16 protein-coding genes and 1 pseudogene are annotated in these 19,296 nt (G+C 43.6%); 10 read left to right on the forward strand and 7 right to left on the reverse strand.

The window, feature by feature from the left end; translation table 11 throughout:
* The 10 genes and pseudogenes from QVP90_RS09980 to ccsA form a co-directional block, all read left to right on the forward strand.
* A pseudogene (locus tag QVP90_RS09980) lies at window positions 1–552 on the forward strand (phosphoribosylaminoimidazolecarboxamide formyltransferase); the annotation flags it as partial.
* 161 nt (window positions 553–713) lie between these two features.
* Entirely contained in the window at window positions 714–1,220 is a 507-nt protein-coding gene (gene fldA, locus QVP90_RS09985; protein ID WP_007480548.1) for a flavodoxin FldA, read from the forward strand.
* Window positions 1,221–1,289: 69 nt separating this feature from the next.
* Entirely contained in the window at window positions 1,290–1,652 is a 363-nt protein-coding gene (locus QVP90_RS09990) for a DUF2023 family protein (RefSeq protein WP_025819321.1), read from the forward strand.
* A gap of 207 nt (window positions 1,653–1,859) precedes the next feature.
* Window positions 1,860–3,161 (forward strand): hypothetical protein, encoded by a 1,302-nt coding sequence (locus QVP90_RS09995; protein WP_007480547.1) that lies wholly within the window; start codon window positions 1,860–1,862, stop codon window positions 3,159–3,161.
* Window positions 3,162–3,195: 34 nt separating this feature from the next.
* Window positions 3,196–4,377, forward strand: a complete 1,182-nt coding sequence (locus tag QVP90_RS10000) for an imelysin family protein (RefSeq protein ID WP_005923148.1) — start codon at window positions 3,196–3,198, stop codon at window positions 4,375–4,377.
* A 24-nt stretch (window positions 4,378–4,401) separates the two neighbouring features.
* Window positions 4,402–5,871: a di-heme oxidoredictase family protein gene (locus QVP90_RS10005; RefSeq protein ID WP_021936324.1), complete on the forward strand. Its 1,470-nt coding sequence runs from the start codon at window positions 4,402–4,404 to the stop codon at window positions 5,869–5,871.
* Between the two features lie 22 nt (window positions 5,872–5,893).
* Window positions 5,894–7,123 (forward strand): porin, encoded by a 1,230-nt coding sequence (locus QVP90_RS10010; RefSeq protein ID WP_021936325.1) that lies wholly within the window; start codon window positions 5,894–5,896, stop codon window positions 7,121–7,123.
* 9 nt (window positions 7,124–7,132) lie between these two features.
* The gene (locus QVP90_RS10015; protein ID WP_005923157.1) at window positions 7,133–7,846 is read left to right on the forward strand and encodes a hypothetical protein; all 714 of its coding nucleotides are present in this window, start codon (window positions 7,133–7,135) and stop codon (window positions 7,844–7,846) included.
* Between the two features lie 6 nt (window positions 7,847–7,852).
* Entirely contained in the window at window positions 7,853–9,004 is a 1,152-nt protein-coding gene (locus QVP90_RS10020; protein WP_021936326.1) for a Rid family hydrolase, read from the forward strand.
* Window positions 9,004–11,019, forward strand: a complete 2,016-nt coding sequence (ccsA, locus tag QVP90_RS10025) for a cytochrome c biogenesis protein CcsA (protein ID WP_005923162.1) — start codon at window positions 9,004–9,006, stop codon at window positions 11,017–11,019. Before QVP90_RS10020 ends, ccsA begins: the two co-directional genes overlap by 1 nt.
* A gap of 191 nt (window positions 11,020–11,210) precedes the next feature.
* On the opposite strand, the gene QVP90_RS10030 is transcribed toward ccsA, so the two are convergent.
* From QVP90_RS10030 to QVP90_RS10060, 7 genes are all read right to left on the reverse strand, one after another.
* Window positions 11,211–13,079: a hypothetical protein gene (locus tag QVP90_RS10030; protein ID WP_264380981.1), complete on the reverse strand. Its 1,869-nt coding sequence runs from the start codon at window positions 13,077–13,079 to the stop codon at window positions 11,211–11,213.
* Window positions 13,080–13,104: 25 nt separating this feature from the next.
* Complete coding sequence (locus QVP90_RS10035; RefSeq protein WP_005923166.1) at window positions 13,105–14,166, reverse strand: DUF4857 domain-containing protein; 1,062 nt, start codon at window positions 14,164–14,166, stop codon at window positions 13,105–13,107.
* A gap of 31 nt (window positions 14,167–14,197) precedes the next feature.
* The gene (locus QVP90_RS10040) at window positions 14,198–14,866 is read right to left on the reverse strand and encodes a hypothetical protein (protein ID WP_005923169.1); all 669 of its coding nucleotides are present in this window, start codon (window positions 14,864–14,866) and stop codon (window positions 14,198–14,200) included.
* Window positions 14,867–14,883: 17 nt separating this feature from the next.
* On the reverse strand, window positions 14,884–15,771 hold the full coding sequence (locus QVP90_RS10045) for an ABC transporter ATP-binding protein (protein ID WP_005923172.1): 888 nt from the start codon (window positions 15,769–15,771) through the stop codon (window positions 14,884–14,886).
* Window positions 15,772–15,791: 20 nt separating this feature from the next.
* Window positions 15,792–16,361 (reverse strand): PepSY-associated TM helix domain-containing protein, encoded by a 570-nt coding sequence (locus QVP90_RS10050; RefSeq protein WP_005923175.1) that lies wholly within the window; start codon window positions 16,359–16,361, stop codon window positions 15,792–15,794.
* A complete protein-coding gene (locus tag QVP90_RS10055; protein ID WP_005923178.1) occupies window positions 16,348–16,938 on the reverse strand; it encodes a hypothetical protein in 591 nt (196 codons plus the stop codon). The genes QVP90_RS10050 and QVP90_RS10055 overlap by 14 nt, the downstream gene beginning before the upstream one ends.
* Window positions 16,939–16,968: 30 nt before the next feature.
* A partial coding sequence (locus QVP90_RS10060; protein ID WP_441293873.1) for an InlB B-repeat-containing protein occupies window positions 16,969–19,296 on the reverse strand: 2,328 nt, incomplete at its 5' end.

Raw genomic sequence — 19,296 nt, forward strand, 5'->3', positions numbered from 1 at the left:
ATTCCTGCTGAAGCCAAACGCGATCTGCTTATTGCCCTTATCACGCTAAAGTATACACAATCCAATTCGGTATGTTATGCAAAAGACGGACAGGCAATAGGTATCGGTGCCGGACAGCAATCACGCATTCATTGTACCCGCCTTGCCGGCAATAAAGCCGACATCTGGTATCTGCGCCAACATCCCAAAGTGATGAATCTCCCTTGGAAAGAGAAGATCCGCCGCGCCGACCGCGATAATACGATCGATATTTATATCTCCGATGACTACATGGACGTATTGACAGACGGCACATGGGAACAGTTCTTCACAGAAAAGCCAGAAGTGCTGACCCGTGAAGAAAAACGTGAATGGCTGGATACACTGACCGGTGTAGCTTTAGGTTCGGATGCGTTCTTCCCCTTTGGCGATAATATCGAACGTGCACATAAGAGCGGAGTAAACTACATAGCACAACCGGGTGGTTCCGTACGCGACGACCATGTCATCGAAACATGTGATAAATATAATATTGCCATGGCATTTACGGGTATCCGCCTGTTCCACCATTAATTGCATATATAAATAAGGTATCGGTTTTTCATCATGCCGACACAGTCTCATCATATCCCCATTTATAATGATAACGTACGTGTTATTCCATTATAAATGGGGATTTCACATTTCATCCTTCGCCTTTATCTTTGCATTATCATAAAAAAAAGAAATTGAAAATGAGTAAGATTGGTGTTTTTTACGGTTCAACAACAGGAACCACAGAGGATGTAGCTCGCAAAATTGCAGAAAAGCTGAATGTTCCTCAAGGAGATATCCACGATGCTTCGACATTGACCGATGCATTGGTTAAAGAATACGATGTGCTGGTGCTGGGCACTTCAACTTGGGGCGCCGGTGAATTGCAGGACGACTGGTATGATGGTGTCAAGGTTCTGAAAAAGGCAGATCTTTCCCATAAATTCGTTGCTCTGTTCGGTTGCGGAGATTCCGACTCATACAGCGACACATTTTGTGACGGCATCGGTATTCTGTATGAAGATTTAAAAGATACCGGCTGTACATTTATCGGAATAACAGATACGGCCGGATATACTTTTGATGCGTCTGTAGCGGTAGTAAACGGTAAATTCGTCGGACTCCCCATTGATGAAGTGAACGAAGACAGCCAGACCGACCAACGTATCGATCAATGGGTAGAAGGACTTAAAAAAGAAATCAACTAAAGCCAGCCTGATTTTCCAAAAAATCATGCAGGCCCAATAAACTCTAATATTTTATCACAATCTTGCATTATGGCTACCGAAAGAATCATTCCCGGCGAAGTACGGATTTTCCTAAATCATATTTACGAGTTTAAAAAAGGAGTTCGCAACATGGTGCTCTACACAATGAACCGTGAATATACAGAATTTGCCATACGCCGTCTGGAAAATCAGAATATCAGCTATACGATACAAGAAGTAGGAACGAACAAAATCAATTTGTTCTTCGGCAAACCGGAGTGTATGGAGGCCATACGCCACATTATCACTCGTCCGCTGAACCAACTGACACCTGAAGAGGATTTCATTTTGGGAGCTATGTTAGGATACGATATCTGCCAGCAATGTAAGCGATATTGTGGGAAAAAAGAAAGTATTAAGATTGCTGTTTAGCGTAGTTTTGTATGTGTTAGCTTTGTTGTATGTCTTTTTTAGCGTAGAAGCCGTTTCATTAGGGGGAACGGCTTCTTTTTTTTCATATATATTCAGTTTTATAATTACCTATTAATACTGAGACTCGCGTCAATATTCATTATTTATAGGTATTGTCCGCCTTTCCATTCGCTTCTATCTTTGCAGCCATAAAAAATTATATAAAACATGAGAAAATTAACAAGCTTATTTATTCTCTGCTTCCTGTTATCATTCGGTAAAGTCACCGCACAGGAAAAAAGCTCAGTACAAGAAGAAAAGAGCTCTTATACAGAAGAATACGACAAATTCCGTTTTGGCGGATACGGTGAAATGGCGGCAAGCTATAAAGATTATGATTTTAACCGTTTTAAACATTCCAGCGGTTCTCCGAAAAGAAACAGAGGTGAAATATCCATTCCTCGTTTTGTATTGGCCTTTGACTACAAGTTTTCTCCCAAATGGATACTCGGTTCAGAAATTGAATTCGAATATGGAGGTACAGGAGTAGCCCGTGAAATTGAATGGTTCGAAGAAAACGGAGAATACGAAACCGAAATTGAAAAAGGCGGAGAGGTAGCTCTCGAACAGTTCCACATTACACGTCTCATCAACAAATATATCAATGTTCGTTTCGGACATATGATTTTACCGGTAGGACTAACAAATACACATCACGAACCTATCAATTTCTTCGGAGTATACCGCCCGGAAGGCGAAACAACCATCTTACCGTCAACCTGGCATGAAACCGGTGTGGCTATTTTCGGAGAAGTGGGAAAATTCGACTATGAGTTTCAAGTAGTAAATGGTCTCGATCCACAAGGATTTCGAAGTGAAGACTGGATCTCCAATGGAAAACAAGGAGCTTTTGAAATCAGTAATTTCACGAGTCCGGCTTTCGTAGGACGTATTAATTACAATGGAGTAAAAGGCTTACGTGTAGGCGTTTCGGCCTATTATAATAAAACAGCGAAAAACGGAACAAAACCGGATCGTAACAATGAGTATGATTTTCCGGTAACCATATTTACCGCCGACATGCAATACAAAAGTCCGAAAAACAATCTCATCGTACGTGCCAATGCCGTATACGGGCAATTGGGAGCAAGTGCGGCACTTAGCACAATCAACAATAGTTCCTCCGGTGCTTCCGGTTATCCCAATACAACAGTTGCTAAAAACGCAGTCAGCTATGCAGCCGAAGCCGGATACAATATAGGCGCTTTCTGGGGCCCCAAAGCACCCCGAATCTATCCTTTCATGCGCTATGAATACTATAATCCGATGGAAAAAGTAGAATCAAGCAGCCAATTGGCCGACAAGCGTTTCCAATCTTCGGTTATTACTGCAGGACTAAACTATTATGCACTCCCTAATCTTGTTATAAAAGCCGATTATTCCAATCGCCGGATCGCATGGGGGAAATATAATAATGAAAATACAGTATCAGTAGGCATTGCTTACATCGGCTGGTTCATCAAGAAATAAGAGTATAATATCAAATCACAAAATTTAAAATAAAATGAAAAAGAGAAGTTTATTTCCAATCCTGTTGATAGGATTCACTTTAGGATTAACATCCTGTAATGAAGATTCTAAGAAAGAAGACATCACCACCAATCCGTTTGCCAATCTTCCGGCAGATAGTGGACAAAAACCTACCACTGAACAAATGGATGCAGCGATAGCCAATTTTGTCGATAATGTCGCAATACCGACTTATGCCGAATTAGTAAACAAAATGACTCTCTTAAAAAATGCAGTCGACAAATTCATTGCAAGTGGAACTAAAACCGACCTTGAAAATGCTTGTGATGCCTGGAGAGATGCCCGTAAGCCTTGGGAAGAAAGCGAAGCATTTCTGTTTGGAGCTGCCGACAAAAAAAGCTATGACCCAAGCTTGGATAGCTGGCCTCTCGACAAAGAAGGTATAGACCAAATTCTGGAAACAGGTAACTGGGACGCCATCGAAGGAGATGTAAATGAAGATGAAAGTGCTGTAAATCCTCCACAAAATTTACGTGGTTTCCATACTGCCGAATATCTGCTTTTCAATGAAGGTGATGCACGCGATATCGCCGACTACACCAACAACATGAAAATTTATCTACAGAAAGTAGTAACCCGTATGCTCTCTGACGTCACCAATATGCACAAAGGCTGGACAACCGGACTTCCCGGAGATGAAGATCTTCCTACGGCATACGGAGCTGCCTTGAAAGAACATAACGGCACATACGGTATCAGCAGTATTTATGTAGCTATCGAAACGATGTTGAATGACAACAACGGAATGGCTGCAATCGCCAATGAAGTAGGTACCGCCAAGATCGCCGATCCTGTAAACGCATGGAATAGCGGTGATAAAGAAGGTGGCGTACTTGCTGTGGAATCATGGTACAGCTGGAACTCACTGACAGATTATGTAGACAACATCGTCAGCATCAAAAACTGTTACTTAGGCGGACGCAATGGTGAATACAACGAAGCAGAAAGCCTTTCAGCACTCGTCAAAATCATAAATCCGACACTTGACCAATTAATTCGTCAGCAGATAGAAGATACAATGGATGCTATCAATGATATTCCCAAACCCTTCCGTAACAATCTGGGCGCAAGTGTAGAAATCAAAAAAGCACAAAATGCATGCGCTTATCTAAACACTGGTCTGGGACTCGTAAGAGGTAAACTGGCATCCAATTAATGAAATGAACGAAATACATACAATATGAAAATTAGCTTATTCATTCCCCTAAAGAATAGAGCTATCAGCACCATATGGGGATGCAGGAACCTTACCGGAGCTTGTATCCTCTTTGGTACGTTGATAAGTTATACACTACAGAGTTGTGACAATCAACTTGATGATAAGCTTATACTGAAACCTAACGGTGAACCGGCACTCCCTGCCGAACTGTCTGCCGGATATTCTACCATATTCTCTTCATCACCAGATGCATACGACACGAATGCAGACTGGGTTACCGGAGAACTTCTGACACGCTTTAACAGAGGAGACGGCCTGTATGACGGTTCACGCGGAACAGGAAGCAACACAGGCGGAGGATTGGGACCAGTATATGCTGGATATTCCTGCGGAAGTTGCCATAAAAGTACCGGTCGTACCAAACCGGCCCTTGCCGACGGCGGTTCGGGCAACGGATTTTCGTCCATGTTAGTGTATATCAGCCGCAAAACCGGAGGATACTTCCCGGAGTACGGACGTGTATTGCACGATCAATCCATCTATGGTGTAAAAGCGGAAGGAAAAGTAAAAATAACCACTACAACACAAAAATTCCGTTTTCCGGATGGCGAAGAGTACGAACTGATGACTCCGCATTACGAGATCTATCAATGGTATGCCGACAGCATTCGCCCGGAGGATTTGCGTATCAGTGTACGCCAGCCCTTACGTCATGTAGGGTTAGGCCAAATGATGGCGCTCGATCTCGACGAGTTGCAAAAAGTGGCAGCCAAAAGTAATTATCCCGAATACGGTATCAGTGGACGCTTGAATTATATCACTGAAAAGGGCGTAAAACAGATCGGATTATCGGGTAATAAAGCACAACATGCCGACCTCACCGTAGAACTCGGATTCTCATCGGATTTGGGGGTAACCAACGACCGTTATCCTCACGAAGTCTGTGAAGGTCAAAGTCAGATGATGGGATTTTCCAACTACGGGATTCAGATATCCACTGAAGACATGGAAAATGTAGATCTTTATATGCAGGCTTTGGGCGTACCCGCACGGCGCAATGTAACAGATGAAACTGTACAAAAAGGAGAGAAACTCTTCCACCAGGCAAAATGCCATTTATGTCATGTCACTACATTACACACCCGTCCAAGAGGTTCCAAACTTCTGAACAACACCCAGTTACCCTGGTTGGGCAGCCAAACGATTCATCCCTATTCCGATTTCTTATTGCACGACATGGGAACAGAACTGAATGACGATTATACCAGTGGCCTGGCTACCGGATACGAGTGGAGAACTACTCCTTTATGGGGAATCGGACTGCAGGAGACAGTTAACGGACATACTTATTTCCTGCACGACGGACGCGCCCGCAATCTAACAGAAGCTATCATGTGGCATGGCGGCGAAGGTTCTGCCTCACGCACTCTTTTCTCACGGATGAGCAAAGAAGAACGTGCTGCACTCATCACTTTTCTTGAAAGTTTATAATCAGATAAAAAAACAACAACAAATGAAAAAGCATACATTTGCAGCCGCTTTATGCGGATTGCTAACCTTGACATCCACTCACCTGTCAGCACAGGAGGTAGACGATAAATATGTAGAAAACGATGTGGTATCCCTGGCAGGGAAGAAAGGATTTTCTTTCAGCACTAAAGCCGGTGATTTCCTCTTCAAACCTTATGCATTGGTACAGGCCAGTGCCTGTCTCAACCGATATGATGATCTCGGACTCGAAACTCCTTATGCCGATAACATCGCCAATACCGGTTTTGCCATTCCAAACGCCATATTGGGATTTACCGGAAAAGCATTCGGAAAAGTGACTTTCAACCTTTCCATAAATGCAGCTAAAAGCGGCGGAGCCCTGTTACAACAAGCTTGGTTTGATATTGCAATGAAAGAGTCTCTCCGAATCCGTGTAGGTAAATTCAAAACACCTTTTATGCATGCATACCTCAGCACATTGGGCGAAACCCTGTTCCCGGTACTTCCTACCTCCAGTACGGCAACAGTCGTTCTTCCCTACGATCTTCCCTATGTCAACCCCAATTTTGCCACAGGTTTCGATTTGGGTATACAGTTACATGGGTTGATCCATGGTAAATGGAATTATCAAGTAGGCATTTTCAATGGTACGGGTGCAGATGTAAACGTTGCCTCCAAAACCATGTGTGATGATCACAAATGGTTGCCAGCTTTACTCTATTCCGGACGTTTTGCCTACATGCCCAAAGGTGAAATGCCCGCTTCACAGGGTGACCCCAATAATCTGAAAAGCGATAAAATGCTAATAGGCGTATCAGCATCCTATAATGCTGAAGCAGAATCCAAGAGTAGTAGCGATCTGCGGGTCGGAGCAGAATTTGCCATGATGAAAAATCGCTTCTATCTGGCAGCCGAAGCTTATTACATGAACATGCATTTCACTAAAATCCAGAACAAATCAGATGACATGAATTTCTGGGGCGGATATGTACAGGCCGGATATTTTATCACCTCCAAACTGCAAGGTGCATTACGCTATGATTTCATGGATCGTAACGGATTAGATACCGGTGGACTGCTAAACATGCCCGCTATAGGTGTAAACTATTATTTCTTCGGAAACAATCTGAAATTACAAGTGATGTACCAATACATGGGACGTACGGGAGACAATACTCAGAATGACCGTGATGAAGCCGGTATCGGTCTTGCCCGCCATAACGCTACTGCTATGTTGCAATTTACTTTCTAAACAAGAACAATGAATTCTATTTTAAATATAAAAAACGGTTTATATATCCTTGCCGCATTATTCATTATTTCTTGCGACGAAGGAAAAATATATCCTGATGACACAGTGGATTCAGGCCGGACAGCCACTGTTACCCTCACCTTCGACGGACTGGGAGCATGGCCTAAAAAGAATTATCTTTCACTGGCTGCCATCGGAGAAGACGGCTCAACAATCACACTGACCAAACGAATCAACAAACCGTCTAAAAGTGATCAAAAGGTAACCATCCGACTGAACAATCTAAAAGAGAATACCAAAAGCATAGATATAGCTGTTATCAGTAACGGACAAAGCTTAATCTATTCATATTACTCTTTTCCGATTGACAACTCAATGGAGACAATAACGCTTCCTATCGAAAACTTAAATCTGGCAAGTTTCGATCGGATACAAAAGCAGGTTTTCGAAACCAGTTGCATAGCATGTCATGGAGGAAGTACCCATATTTCGGGCAACCTCAACTTGACCGAAGATAAAGCTTACGCAGCATTAGTTAATGTAGAAGCTCCTTTATCTCCCGAAAAAAAGAAATATGTATCTCCCGGAAATGCAGAAGAAAGCTACTTAATAGACATTCTGGAAGACAACGAATATCATAAGGATATGTTCAACAGCACCGGTAAACAAGAAATATTAGGACTGATAAAAACCTGGATAGATGCCGGGGCTGAAAATAATTAAAACCATATGGACTATAAAAAGTATATAAACGAAGATAATAATACCATAACAGATTTATCGGAATTTATTTGTGATAACGGAGTTTCGGAATACCAGGTAATGATACACATCACCCAGCCGAACCTCACCTATCAAGAACAACTCGCCGGTATATTAAATACTTTCACCAACTTACTGACAGGTGAATTGAAAGGTGCCACTGCCGTATTCAAACGTTATTTCCTCAGCGATGCCGCCAATCAAGCGGATACGCTGCTGGCATTGACAACCGAATATTCCGATTGTGCCCTCTCCGTTGTGGAACAACCTCCTCTCAACGGTACCAAAATCGCACTGTGGGCCTATCTGCAAACCAACGTACAAACGCGTGTACTGCCCAATGGACTATTTGAATCGGTGCATGGCAATTACCGGCATTTCTGGAACGGCAGCGCTTTCAATCGTGCAGCGAACTCCGAATATCAAACGCGGCTATTGCTCAACGACTATGTAATGCAACTCATGGAACAGCAATGTACACTGGCAAACAATTGCATTCGTACTTGGTTTTTCGTACAAAATGTAGACGTAAATTACGCCGGAGTAGTAAAAGCCCGCAATGAAGTATTTGTCACACAAAATCTGACAGAACATACTCACTATATCGCCAGCACTGGTATCGGCGGCCGGCATGCCGACCCTAAAGTAACCGTGCAAATGGATAGTTATGCAGTAAAGGGTATTTCTTCCGAACAAATACAATACCTTTATGCTCCCGATCATCTTAACCCGACCTACGAATACGGAGTCAGTTTTGAAAGAGGAACTTGTGTAAAATACGGTGACCGCCGCCAAGTATTCATTTCCGGCACGGCAAGCATTAACAACAAAGGAGAGGTGGTATATCCCGGAGACATTCGTAAACAAACTCACCGGATGTGGGAAAATATAGAAGTTCTTCTAAATGAAGCCGAATGTTCATTTGATGATGTGGCACAAGCGATTGTCTATTTACGCGATCCGGCGGACCATCAAGTTGTAAAAGAAATGTTCGAACAGCATTTCCCGTGTCTACCCAAAGTTATCCTCCTTGCTCCTGTTTGCCGTCCGGGATGGCTTATAGAGATGGAATGTATAGCAGTAAAAGCCGATCAAAATGAAAACTTCGCAAACTACTAATGAAACAATTCATAGTTAGCTGTTACTTGTTGATTATTGTATGTTTGGCTGCAACTACTTTTGTAGAGAAGGCTCAAGGAACCCCATTCGTCAATGAACATATTTATCATTCTTTCTGGTTCATTGCCCTATGGGGCATTCTGAGTTTATCGGCCTGCTGGTATCTGATCAAACAAAAGGTGTACAAACGAAAAGAGATTTTCTTACTCCACGTATCTTTTATTGTCATCCTTACAGGTGCTTGTCTCACCTATTTCACCGGACAGCAAGGCGTCATACATCTCCGCCAAGACAAGGTAACCACACAGACATTCAAAAATACGGATACACAAATGGAATATCCTCTCCCATTTGCCATAGGGTTAGACACATTCTATGTCAGTTATTATCCTGGTACGGAAGCTCCGGCAGACTATGTCAGCCGAATTTATACCGATGAAATTCCTTGCCGGAAAGCAGAAGTTTCCATGAACCGTATCTTCTCACATCACGGATACCGGTTTTATCAAAGTTCATTCGATGAAGATTTCCAGGGCACATGGCTCAGTGTCAACCATGATCCATGGGGAATTCCCGTAACCTATAGCGGATATGCCTTATTATTTATTTCAGCTTTATGGATACTGCTTTCCCCGAAAAGTAATTTTCGTCGGTTACTGAAGCATCCGTTGCTACAACGAATGGGGGTCGTTTTCCTCTTATGTTGCTGGGCCATTACAACCCAATCCAAGCCTATAAAACGAGAGGATGCAGATGTATACCGCACCAAACAAGTGATGTACAACGACCGGGTGGTGCCTTTTAATACACTTGCCCGAGACTTCGTTATCAAGCTGACCGGAAAAGACAATTACCAGGGATTAAGTCCCGAACAGGTTTTGCTGGGTTGGCTCCTGTATCCGGATGAATGGCAGAACGAACCGATGATACAGATCAAGAATAAAGAGCTGCAACAACGCTTAGGATGTGGTTCTTATGCCCGCCTTACAGATTTCTTCGACCGGGAGAAAGGATATCGTTTACAGGAATACTGGAACCGCCTGCATCAAAGCGGCAAACAAGATGCATTATTAAAAGCAATCACCGAAACCGATGAAAAAATATCCCTTATCGCCATGCTGCGACAGGGGACATTGGTTCGACCGGTTCCTGATACCGGAGTCCAACGCTTGTCTGACAGAAAAATACAAGCCGAATTACTTTATAATCAGATTCCTTTTTCAGTCATTCTATATAGGATAAATCTTATGGGAGGAATATTGCTACTCCTTTGCCAATGGAGTAAGCGCCCCTTATTCCGCTTTCGAAGTTTTCGGAGAATTACTTTCTGCCTTTTATTAACCTCTTTCCTATTCCATACCTTCGGAATGATATTACGGACGTATATCAGTGGCCGCTTACCGATGAGCAACGGATACGAAACGATGCAATTTATGGCATGGATTATCATGTTGATAGCCTTGTGTCTGCAACACCGCTTTTCACTAATGGCATGTTTTGGTTTCCTTCTCTCCGGATTTACATTATTAGTGGCAAGCATCGGGCAAATGAATCCACAGATAACCCCGTTAATACCGGTACTCTCTTCACCACTGCTCAGTCTGCATGTTTCACTAATCATGATGTCGTACGCTTTACTCGGATTTATAATGTTAAATGGCATTGCTGCCATCATCTATTTCCGGAAGAACGAAGAAGAACAGGTAGAACGCCTTACTTTACTCAGTCGTATTCTACTTTATCCTGCCACACTGATTCTGGCTCTCGGTATCTTTATCGGTGCCGTCTGGGCAAATATATCTTGGGGACGTTATTGGGCATGGGACCCTAAAGAAGTATGGGCACTAATCACACTATTGATATACGGTATCGCGTTTCATACTCAAAGCATCAAGGTTTTCCGTAAACCTATATTCTTTCATATCTTCCTGATAGCAGCTTTCACAACTGTATTGATGACCTATTTTGGAGTAAACTACTTTTTAGGAGGAATGCACAGCTACGCCAACAATTAGCCTTCAATATCCAGTATACAGGCATCCTCATCAGCTACCGTGTCAACCAGCCCCATACACTTCCGTAACAACTCCTGCCCGCTTGAAAAGATATAGCCTCTTTTCCAAAGGAGCTTAATTAAAAAAGGATGAGTAATCAACCGTATCACTCATCCTTCTTTATTTTACTTTATAAACATAAAAAGTAACTTTTAATATACCGCCACTTTCCTATCGTTTACAATATACAGCCCGGCCGGCAAACTCTTTGTCGTACGACCCTCAGGAGCTTCAAACGAAAGAATCGCCCGTCCGTCAATACCATACACCTGTACCTGACAAGCAGAAAGCGTTTCAACTATCAATTCACCTTTTCCTGCATAGGCACGAAAACCGGTATCTGCTGCCGGAGCCGAAACTATACCCGTAGACAATGATGAAATATCATGTCCTGTAAAGACACATGCGCGATAATTGTTATCACCGTTATTTATCACATTCAGCGTCCAGTCACATCCCGGGAAAGTGGCTGTCCGGTTGGCATTCATTGCCGAAACAAGCAAATCACCGACCACTACGCCCCCTTGGGTCGCAGTACTGATCGAGTTTTTCAAGGGATAAGTTTTCAGGCTATTGCTTGTAAGATCCGTATCGAGTGTATAAAGATAAGAAGCGGCATACAGATCGTATCCCGGAGCCAATAGATTACCATCTTTCGGAATAATATTCTCTACCTCAGTCAGTGCGCCGTCTATCATAATACCGGCTTGTACAGCACCATTTTCTGCGTTACACTTCAAAATAAAGGCACGAAGTCCGTTGGTCTGTTTATTCGGATTTTCCAGACAAACATTCTCACCATCCATAACATTGCCGTAAAAGCTACCCCCCATGTACAGTTCATTACCGGAAGCAGCCAGACACATCGGCTTCATGCGTGCCCCATCCTGTGTCACCGGATGTTCTACTGTCTGCAACAGACGCGCCCACTTTACACTTCCGTCTGCCGGAGCAATGCAGGCATAGAACAAGCAATCCTTTATACTGGGTGTCAAGCGATCGTTACCCAACATCACGGCAGACTCGCCATCCCCTTTCATATAGCCGCTAACGTACAAATTTCCATTATCAAGAACGATATTTTTGGGAATCTCGCAACTTATCACCTGTCCTTTTGTCACTACATTCCACTGTGCCGTACCTGCTTTATCCAATTTAACTACAAAAAGATCACCGCATGTTTTCTGTACATCACCATCCCAGCCCTCGGCATTACGGGGAGATGAAAGATTGGCATTCCGTCCGAAATTGATGGAAGTACGATAAGTACCCGTCAGATAGATATTATCCTCTCCATCCGCTACCATATCACGCAGATCAAAATTATCATAAAGTTTTTTCTGAGTACCACTGATGGTTACCGTTTTATAACCTACATCGATACGCTTCGTCCACTCCACTTTTCCGTCCTTACTGATCTTTGCCAACACAGGTTGATATACACCACCATACGTCTCATAATCAGGAGCATCCCATTTGACGGAAGTCTCTACCCCATCAGCATCAACCAACTGACAAACGATGTCACTTTTATAGGTCGAACGGCTCGAATGTCTCATTTTGAGAGCAATCACTACCCCGCCATCCGAAGTAGCAGCCATCGCACCATCTGAGAATTCTCCCACATTGGTATGAATCCCCCATAGCAGATGTCCGTCTGTTCCGACTTTATAAAGTGTCATGTTATAATTACCGTTTGTCTGCAGTACATCGGGTACCCCCGTACTGGTTTTCTCCGAAGCCTTTGTACCATCAGCAATGTTATAGAAAAAATAATCCGTTGTCAGAGAGTATCCTTTACTTACACTCCCATCCGGATCATAAGAAGTTTCTTTATCACTGGAAGCAAAGTTATTCATAAGAAACACATATCCGTCTGACGATACTTTAATTGCCTGGGGAATCTCAAGCCCCATACCATCTTGCGAAGTTACCCATTTCAATTGGGGTTCCTGTGCAGACAGGCCGGCTACAGACAACAGACCGGCCACAGCCATTGTTAGTAATTTTCTATTCATCATATTTCATAATTAAAGGATTTATAAACTAAAAGCGCGGTATCACATATTTATCCGTACCGGAAGTAAACGACAAACGTAATGGAAATACATATTTACCAATTTTCTCTGCCGCAGAAAGCTCTTCTGCAGGAAGTTCCATTGATTTAATCAACGAATAATCATCAGCATTCACTGCATAGTAAACTTCGACTTCAGGACGCGTCACACGCAATGTCCAATCAAACATATTGCCAAAAACAGCCAACGCCTCTTTCTCCGGATCAAAGGAAGGAATACCAACCTTTACTACCTCATAAGTCTTATTCCTAAGTACATAGAAAGACCGGTCGGCATCTGTCATGAAAGCCAATGTCTTCCGGTTTTTAAACTCCGTCACAAACACGTGCTTCAACTGTATCCCATCAGGCAATTCAATACTACGCACGTACGGTCTGCCTTTCATCTGTTTCAGATGAAACAATCGGCGATCGGCATCCAACAACAGATATCCTTCGTCATATTCCTTGCGCGTGGTAGGATTACCGGCTATCTCGGTGGCAGGAAAATGGAATCCTTTCTTCTCCATCGCCTCAGTAAAACGCCGGCTTTTCTCTTCGTCCACCGTATTGGAAGCCATGCGGATAAATTCAATTCCTTTTCCCGTAATACGGAAAACATCATCGGGCATCTGTAAGTCCACCCTGCCGGACATACCTTCGAGCAGAGGATAAAGTCCGATATGGGGAGCATTGATATCCGAAGGGACTACACGGAAATTAAAATTCTCCATCTGTGCCATGCGTGGTGTGACCGGCACTCCGTTGAGCGTATCCGGAAAACGTTCGTCCGACATCAATTGCCGGAAATAAAACATAGGAAGGATACTGTCAAACTGAGCTTGCGTATAAGTCCTGCCGGAAAGATCGCTACGGAGCATACCTTTATCACCCGACGGAGTCATCATGGCAAAATCTCCGATGACGGAACTATATAAAGTAAAAGGCGCTTTTGTAGAACGTGCCGTCAGGAAATTGTAACACCAGGGAAGCTGCCAGATCAGCAGACAGACGATCGTAAGTCCTAATAATAGTTGACTAAAAAGTTTCATTATCTATTCTTCTTTATTATAAATGTAATCCCTAATCTTGTTTCCCCTCTTTAAAACGTACAATAGAGAGCCAGGAGAATGTTCCTGTCAGCAACGTACATACGGCAAGCCACGGCAAAAATCCATTATAAGCTTCCGGCGTAGTAGAAAGGAAAAAGATACGTAACACCAGTACAGCAACAATCAGGTTGAATATACGCCGCTTCCATGAAGGTTCCAGACAAATCCAGGACACAAGCAGATATCCGGCTATTCCGGCCAAATACCAGGGAGCAGCCGTCAACAAGATATGACGGACCAACTCGGATGCCAATATGCCTTGCAAGTAAAATCCCATCAGTACATAATTAAATCCGAAACAGACCAACAGTACGAGCAAACCGTAAAGCAACATCAGCATGACCATACGCAACTGCGAATACGGAAGATGCAGAGTCAGTTTCAAACATTTACGGTGCATCTCCGGAACAAACTGTACCACAGCCAAAAGTATTCCGGCAAGTAAGGGAATGTACTGCAATAAATCAACAAATACGGCATCCCTTTGCAGCATTACTTCCCATACATGTTCCACTCCTTTCAGTGTCACCACCCGGTTGATACGGAGCATTGAATAACCGGCAAAACCCACTGTTACTACCAAAGCCAGCAACAGATACCAACGGGTCTTGATCCATTCTTTATAAAATATAGCATTCATCTTTCAATTCTTCTCTTTCAATATTTACCGGTAAGGCCGATAAAGGCGTCTTCCAGACTCACTTTCTCACTATGCAAACCGGAATAAGGTACTCCTGTTTTTATTAAAGCATTCTCCGCTTCAGCAGGTTGAAGGAAAGAGTAGGTTTCAAGCGTCCGGCGAATCACCGAAGGATGGTAGAAACCGTCCATCTCCTGCGGCTCATAGCCTTCGGGCACAGTACACGTATAACGGCGTACCGTATCCAACAATTCCTTTACCTCCTGTTGTACCAGTATTTTCCCATAATCCATGATTATACAGTCGTCGATCAGACGTTCCATATCCTGTATAATGTGTGATGTCAGAAATACGGTTTTATTCTCCGACCGTGCATAGTCACGCAGGTAATCGGTAAACAGGCGGCGATAGCCGGGGTCGAGCCCGAGCGAAAAATCATCCAAGACCAGCAAATCGGGATTTTGCGCAAGAATCAGTCCCAATGCCACTTGTGAGCGTTGCCCGCAAGACATACGGCTGATACGCTGCCCCGGTGCGACCTTCAATTTATCCATCAGTTCATAATAGGCATCTTTCCTCCACTGTCCCGGATAAAAAGCGGCATAAAACTTCTCGATTTGGGTAATGGTCATAAACTGATATTGCACATGGCCTTCGATCAGTAGTCCGATATTCCGTCTCAAAGCAGGATCCATTGTTTGAATGTCCTGTCCGAAAATACGGCATTCACCCGAACGGGGTTTCAGATAACCACTTAGAATATTGATAGTGGTCGTCTTTCCCGTACCGTTCTTCCCCAATAATCCGAGTATACGCCCTTTGGGAACAGTAAAGCTGAGATTTTCGTATATCAGGCGTTTACCGTAGTAATGTGTAAGGTTATTACACTCTATAATTTGTTCCATCTATTTCTATATGATAATAACTAAAAGCAGAATAAAAACAATAACGGGACAAGTATCCCCGCCAATAATTCTATTCCGCCCCTTCCTATAATTCCGTTTTTTCCTTTCAGCATAAACATGCCCGAAAGAGTTATTACAATCAGAGCCACTGCAAAGATATCGGCGAAATGTGTCCACCACTGTCCGGGATTATAATGAAGTCTCGTCATACCTCCTAATATAGGACGTTTCTTCACCGATTCATAAACGGCAGCTCCGGTCTGTATATTCACTTGCAGACTGGAACCGCCTTTTAAGAATACTTTCATCACCTCTTCGCGCGGAAAGTAATGTTTGGTATAGTTGCCCGCTTCTCCCAACGGTTCTAAAAGGGAGAGCACGGTTTTCTTGTTTATCTGAGCCTTTGCAGGCAAAGGCTCAGACAGAACATATTCCTGCTGTTTCACGGTGAAGTTCGGATTAATGGAATCCCGGTGATTCATCACGATCCCCGATATGGCATATATCAATACCATACCGGAGAAGAAAAATGATAAATCCCGGTGAATCACCCTACTCCACTTTCGAAAACTGCTGCTACTGAATTTCATAAGAAGAAGCTTCCACAAAATAGAATGACAGATAATCTTTACCGGTTTTGGCCTTTCTGTCGGCTATCTTCGCACGGAAATCAGCAATACGCGCTTCCGGGGTATTAGCCGTTTCACCACGTGCTTTCTTTTCGGTACTGCATCCGGCTTCGCCTTCACCATGTTGTTCGGCAGCTTTGGCCTTCAGTTGTGCTTCCCAATTCTGAAGGTAAGCCTCATCGATGCGCTGTTCTTTTAAATCGCCTGTCACACGAACAATCGAATTGACACATTTCTGATCGAACTTACCGACACTGCCACCTTCTACACGAATGGTCTGTGTATCGTCACTTCCCATTAGGAAAATCTTACGTCCGCCATGTTTACAGATATGTGTACACACACCTTCTATGGTAACCTCTTGTCCGGCAAGCTCACCGGCATTTGCCAAAAGGCTGTCTATCTCCATCGCTCCGGAAGCAACTACTTCCGTAGTCGCCCCTTCACTGTTTGCCTGCTGTTGCTTATTTCCGCAGGATGCATTGATTATACCAGCCACTGCAATAGCAGCAATTACCGTCATCTTTCTAATCTTCATTGTTTCTTGTCTTTTTATTGATTTACACTTTTATTTAACAGCCACTTTATAAGAAGCATCGCCTATTTTCAATATATACAGCCCCCGTTCCAAAGGATAAGATACCGTACCGGCCTCCGCTAACTCATTTATCAGGATACGTCCGTCTGTTCCGGCTATCATTACAGAGGTTTGTTGAGGAAGTACTACATACAAAGTAGCATTAGAAGTCCACATACGAATAAAATCAGCCTCATCCTTTTCAATCCCTACACCACCTGCTTTGAAGGTAGCGGCAAGCATTACATCAGTAGCAGGCATCACAAAAGAATCATCCGTCAGTGTAGCGGGTTCTTCATTAACCGTCAGTACATCCAACTGGTAACCTTCATCCGGTGTGATGGTCAGTTTCACAGGATTACCGGCCACAGCATAGAATTCCGCTTCCTCATCCTGCGTCAACAGAACAGGTAAGGCAAGAGTACCGTTAACCATTTCCGTAGATACCGACACCTTATAAGCATCACCGGCTTTTACGCTGCTGCTTACCGGCGAGTGCTCTTCCGTATAGGTCCAGCCGGCAAGATCACTTCCCGTCGTACGATTCAAATAACCGGCATAAGCAGTCATCTCGTCAGCCAATGCTTGCGATTGTATATCTGCAATTTCAAGAACCGTACCGGATACGTTTTCATTGGCAGCCTCGACAATACCTTCCTGACGGTAAGAACGGGTAACCACCGGATTATATCCATCACCTAAGATAGCTCCACCTTTAGCTCCGGAAACAACCTTACCCGTACTCAAACAAGCAATAACTTCTCCCTGAATGTATCCTACGATACCTCCAACTTTATCCGTACCGGAAACGGAACCGGTAGAAGAACTGTTGATAACCTTACAACCGCTACCGGCATTTCCGACCAATCCGCCGGCATAGGTAGAAGATGTAGTAATACGACAGGAGTCATTGTTACAGTTCAAGACAACCGCCTTCGAATTCAAATAACCGGCAATTGCTCCCAGATAATTAGTTCCCGTTACCGATGATTTACCGGAAATAGTGACATTGGCAATCGTATCACCGGAAACGTAGCCGAACAACCCACCATAACCGGTACCTGCATTCACAAGCATATTCTTCACACTATGGCCACGACCGTCAAAAGCACCCTTGAAATTCTTGGATGAACTACCGATAGGCAGCCAGGTAAAGGCAATTCCATCGGCATTCTCGCGAGTAAGGTCAATATCGGCTGTCAAAGCCACTTGTTTACCTGCCATCATATCACCGCCATTGTTTACTTTATCAGTAATATAAGCCAATCCGAGCGGAGTATGAATTTCATAACCGGTTTCAGTCTCGGCATAATCTGTTCCGGCTACGGCCTCAGAAGCCACTTGATCCCAACGTCTCGGAAGACTGAACAAGACTTCTACTTCCACATCACCGGTGGCAGTACGGAAATTATTCACATATTCAGTTTGTAAATCACCGTTCACGCGTAGTGCGTAGAACACATACCCTTCATCCGGAGTAGTTGCAAACTCCACAGCAGTATTCTTCTTCACAAAAATAGTAGTGGAATCCTGTGCCAATACAGCAACCGGTTTCACTAATTCATATTTTCCATGTTCGGGCTCCTTCACGCTTAAAATGTAAGCAGATGCAGCAACAGTGTTTTTAGCATCAAAATTCGGGCAGGAGTTAGCTACCTTCACCCATTGCAAATAAGAAGTCAATTCCTTGTTATTCAAATAACCGGCAAAGTTCGACATTTCCGTGACAAGAGCCGATCCGTACATCTGCTCTGCAGTAAGGGCATTTCCGCTCGTATTCATATCGGAACCGGATGTTACCGTATTTTCAAGATAATAGCAACGGGTGATTGGGCCGGGGTTGTTTTTGTTATTATTATTACCGACAATACCACCTGCATATCGCTTAACGGCAGACACCTTGGCACTGCTTACGCAGTTCTTTATTTCGGAGAACATATTGATTTGTCCCACTATACCACCGGCGGTATTTTCATCAGCAGTTACATCGCCTGTATTATAACAGTTAGCTACTAAACTCTTGCCTGTACCGGCAGTCGGTGTTTGTAAGAAGGCCACAATGCCACCGGCTGTTCCTTTAGCCGAAATAGCCCCTGTATTAAAGCAATTGTATAGAACGCATACCGCATTGTTATCTCCTAAACGGGCCGTTATTCCTCCGGCCATATTCGCTGTGGTTGTAACAGTACCAGTATTGGAACACATTGAAATAACCGTCTTCGCTCCGGTTGCATCTCCCAAAACTCCACCGACATACATAGCGGTCGAAGTCAGGTTGGCAGCATTATGGCAGTTAGTCACCAAAGTATTGGATACGGC

Origin of the sequence: Bacteroides sp. CAG:189 (assembly GCF_000432295.1) — a bacterium.
Taxonomy (GTDB): domain Bacteria; phylum Bacteroidota; class Bacteroidia; order Bacteroidales; family Bacteroidaceae; genus Bacteroides; species Bacteroides salyersiae.

Excerpts from the sequence above, each read along its gene's own strand:
- QVP90_RS10000 (WP_005923148.1), top strand. The coding sequence starts at position 3,196 with ATGAAAAAGAGAAGTTTATTTCCAATCCTGTTGATAGGATTCACTTTA.
- QVP90_RS09995 (WP_007480547.1), top strand. The coding sequence starts at position 1,860 with ATGAGAAAATTAACAAGCTTATTTATTCTCTGCTTCCTGTTATCATTC.
- QVP90_RS10030 (WP_264380981.1), bottom strand. The coding sequence starts at position 13,079 with ATGATGAATAGAAAATTACTAACAATGGCTGTGGCCGGTCTGTTGTCT.
- QVP90_RS09990 (WP_025819321.1), top strand. The coding sequence starts at position 1,290 with ATGGCTACCGAAAGAATCATTCCCGGCGAAGTACGGATTTTCCTAAAT.
- QVP90_RS10020 (WP_021936326.1), top strand. The coding sequence starts at position 7,853 with ATGGACTATAAAAAGTATATAAACGAAGATAATAATACCATAACAGAT.
- QVP90_RS10045 (WP_005923172.1), bottom strand. The coding sequence starts at position 15,771 with ATGGAACAAATTATAGAGTGTAATAACCTTACACATTACTACGGTAAA.
- QVP90_RS10050 (WP_005923175.1), bottom strand. The coding sequence starts at position 16,361 with ATGAAATTCAGTAGCAGCAGTTTTCGAAAGTGGAGTAGGGTGATTCAC.
- QVP90_RS10015 (WP_005923157.1), top strand. The coding sequence starts at position 7,133 with ATGAATTCTATTTTAAATATAAAAAACGGTTTATATATCCTTGCCGCA.
- QVP90_RS10055 (WP_005923178.1), bottom strand. The coding sequence starts at position 16,938 with ATGAAGATTAGAAAGATGACGGTAATTGCTGCTATTGCAGTGGCTGGT.
- fldA (WP_007480548.1), top strand. The coding sequence starts at position 714 with ATGAGTAAGATTGGTGTTTTTTACGGTTCAACAACAGGAACCACAGAG.
- ccsA (WP_005923162.1), top strand. The coding sequence starts at position 9,004 with ATGAAACAATTCATAGTTAGCTGTTACTTGTTGATTATTGTATGTTTG.
- QVP90_RS10035 (WP_005923166.1), bottom strand. The coding sequence starts at position 14,166 with ATGAAACTTTTTAGTCAACTATTATTAGGACTTACGATCGTCTGTCTG.
- QVP90_RS10010 (WP_021936325.1), top strand. The coding sequence starts at position 5,894 with ATGAAAAAGCATACATTTGCAGCCGCTTTATGCGGATTGCTAACCTTG.
- QVP90_RS10040 (WP_005923169.1), bottom strand. The coding sequence starts at position 14,866 with ATGAATGCTATATTTTATAAAGAATGGATCAAGACCCGTTGGTATCTG.
- QVP90_RS10005 (WP_021936324.1), top strand. The coding sequence starts at position 4,402 with ATGAAAATTAGCTTATTCATTCCCCTAAAGAATAGAGCTATCAGCACC.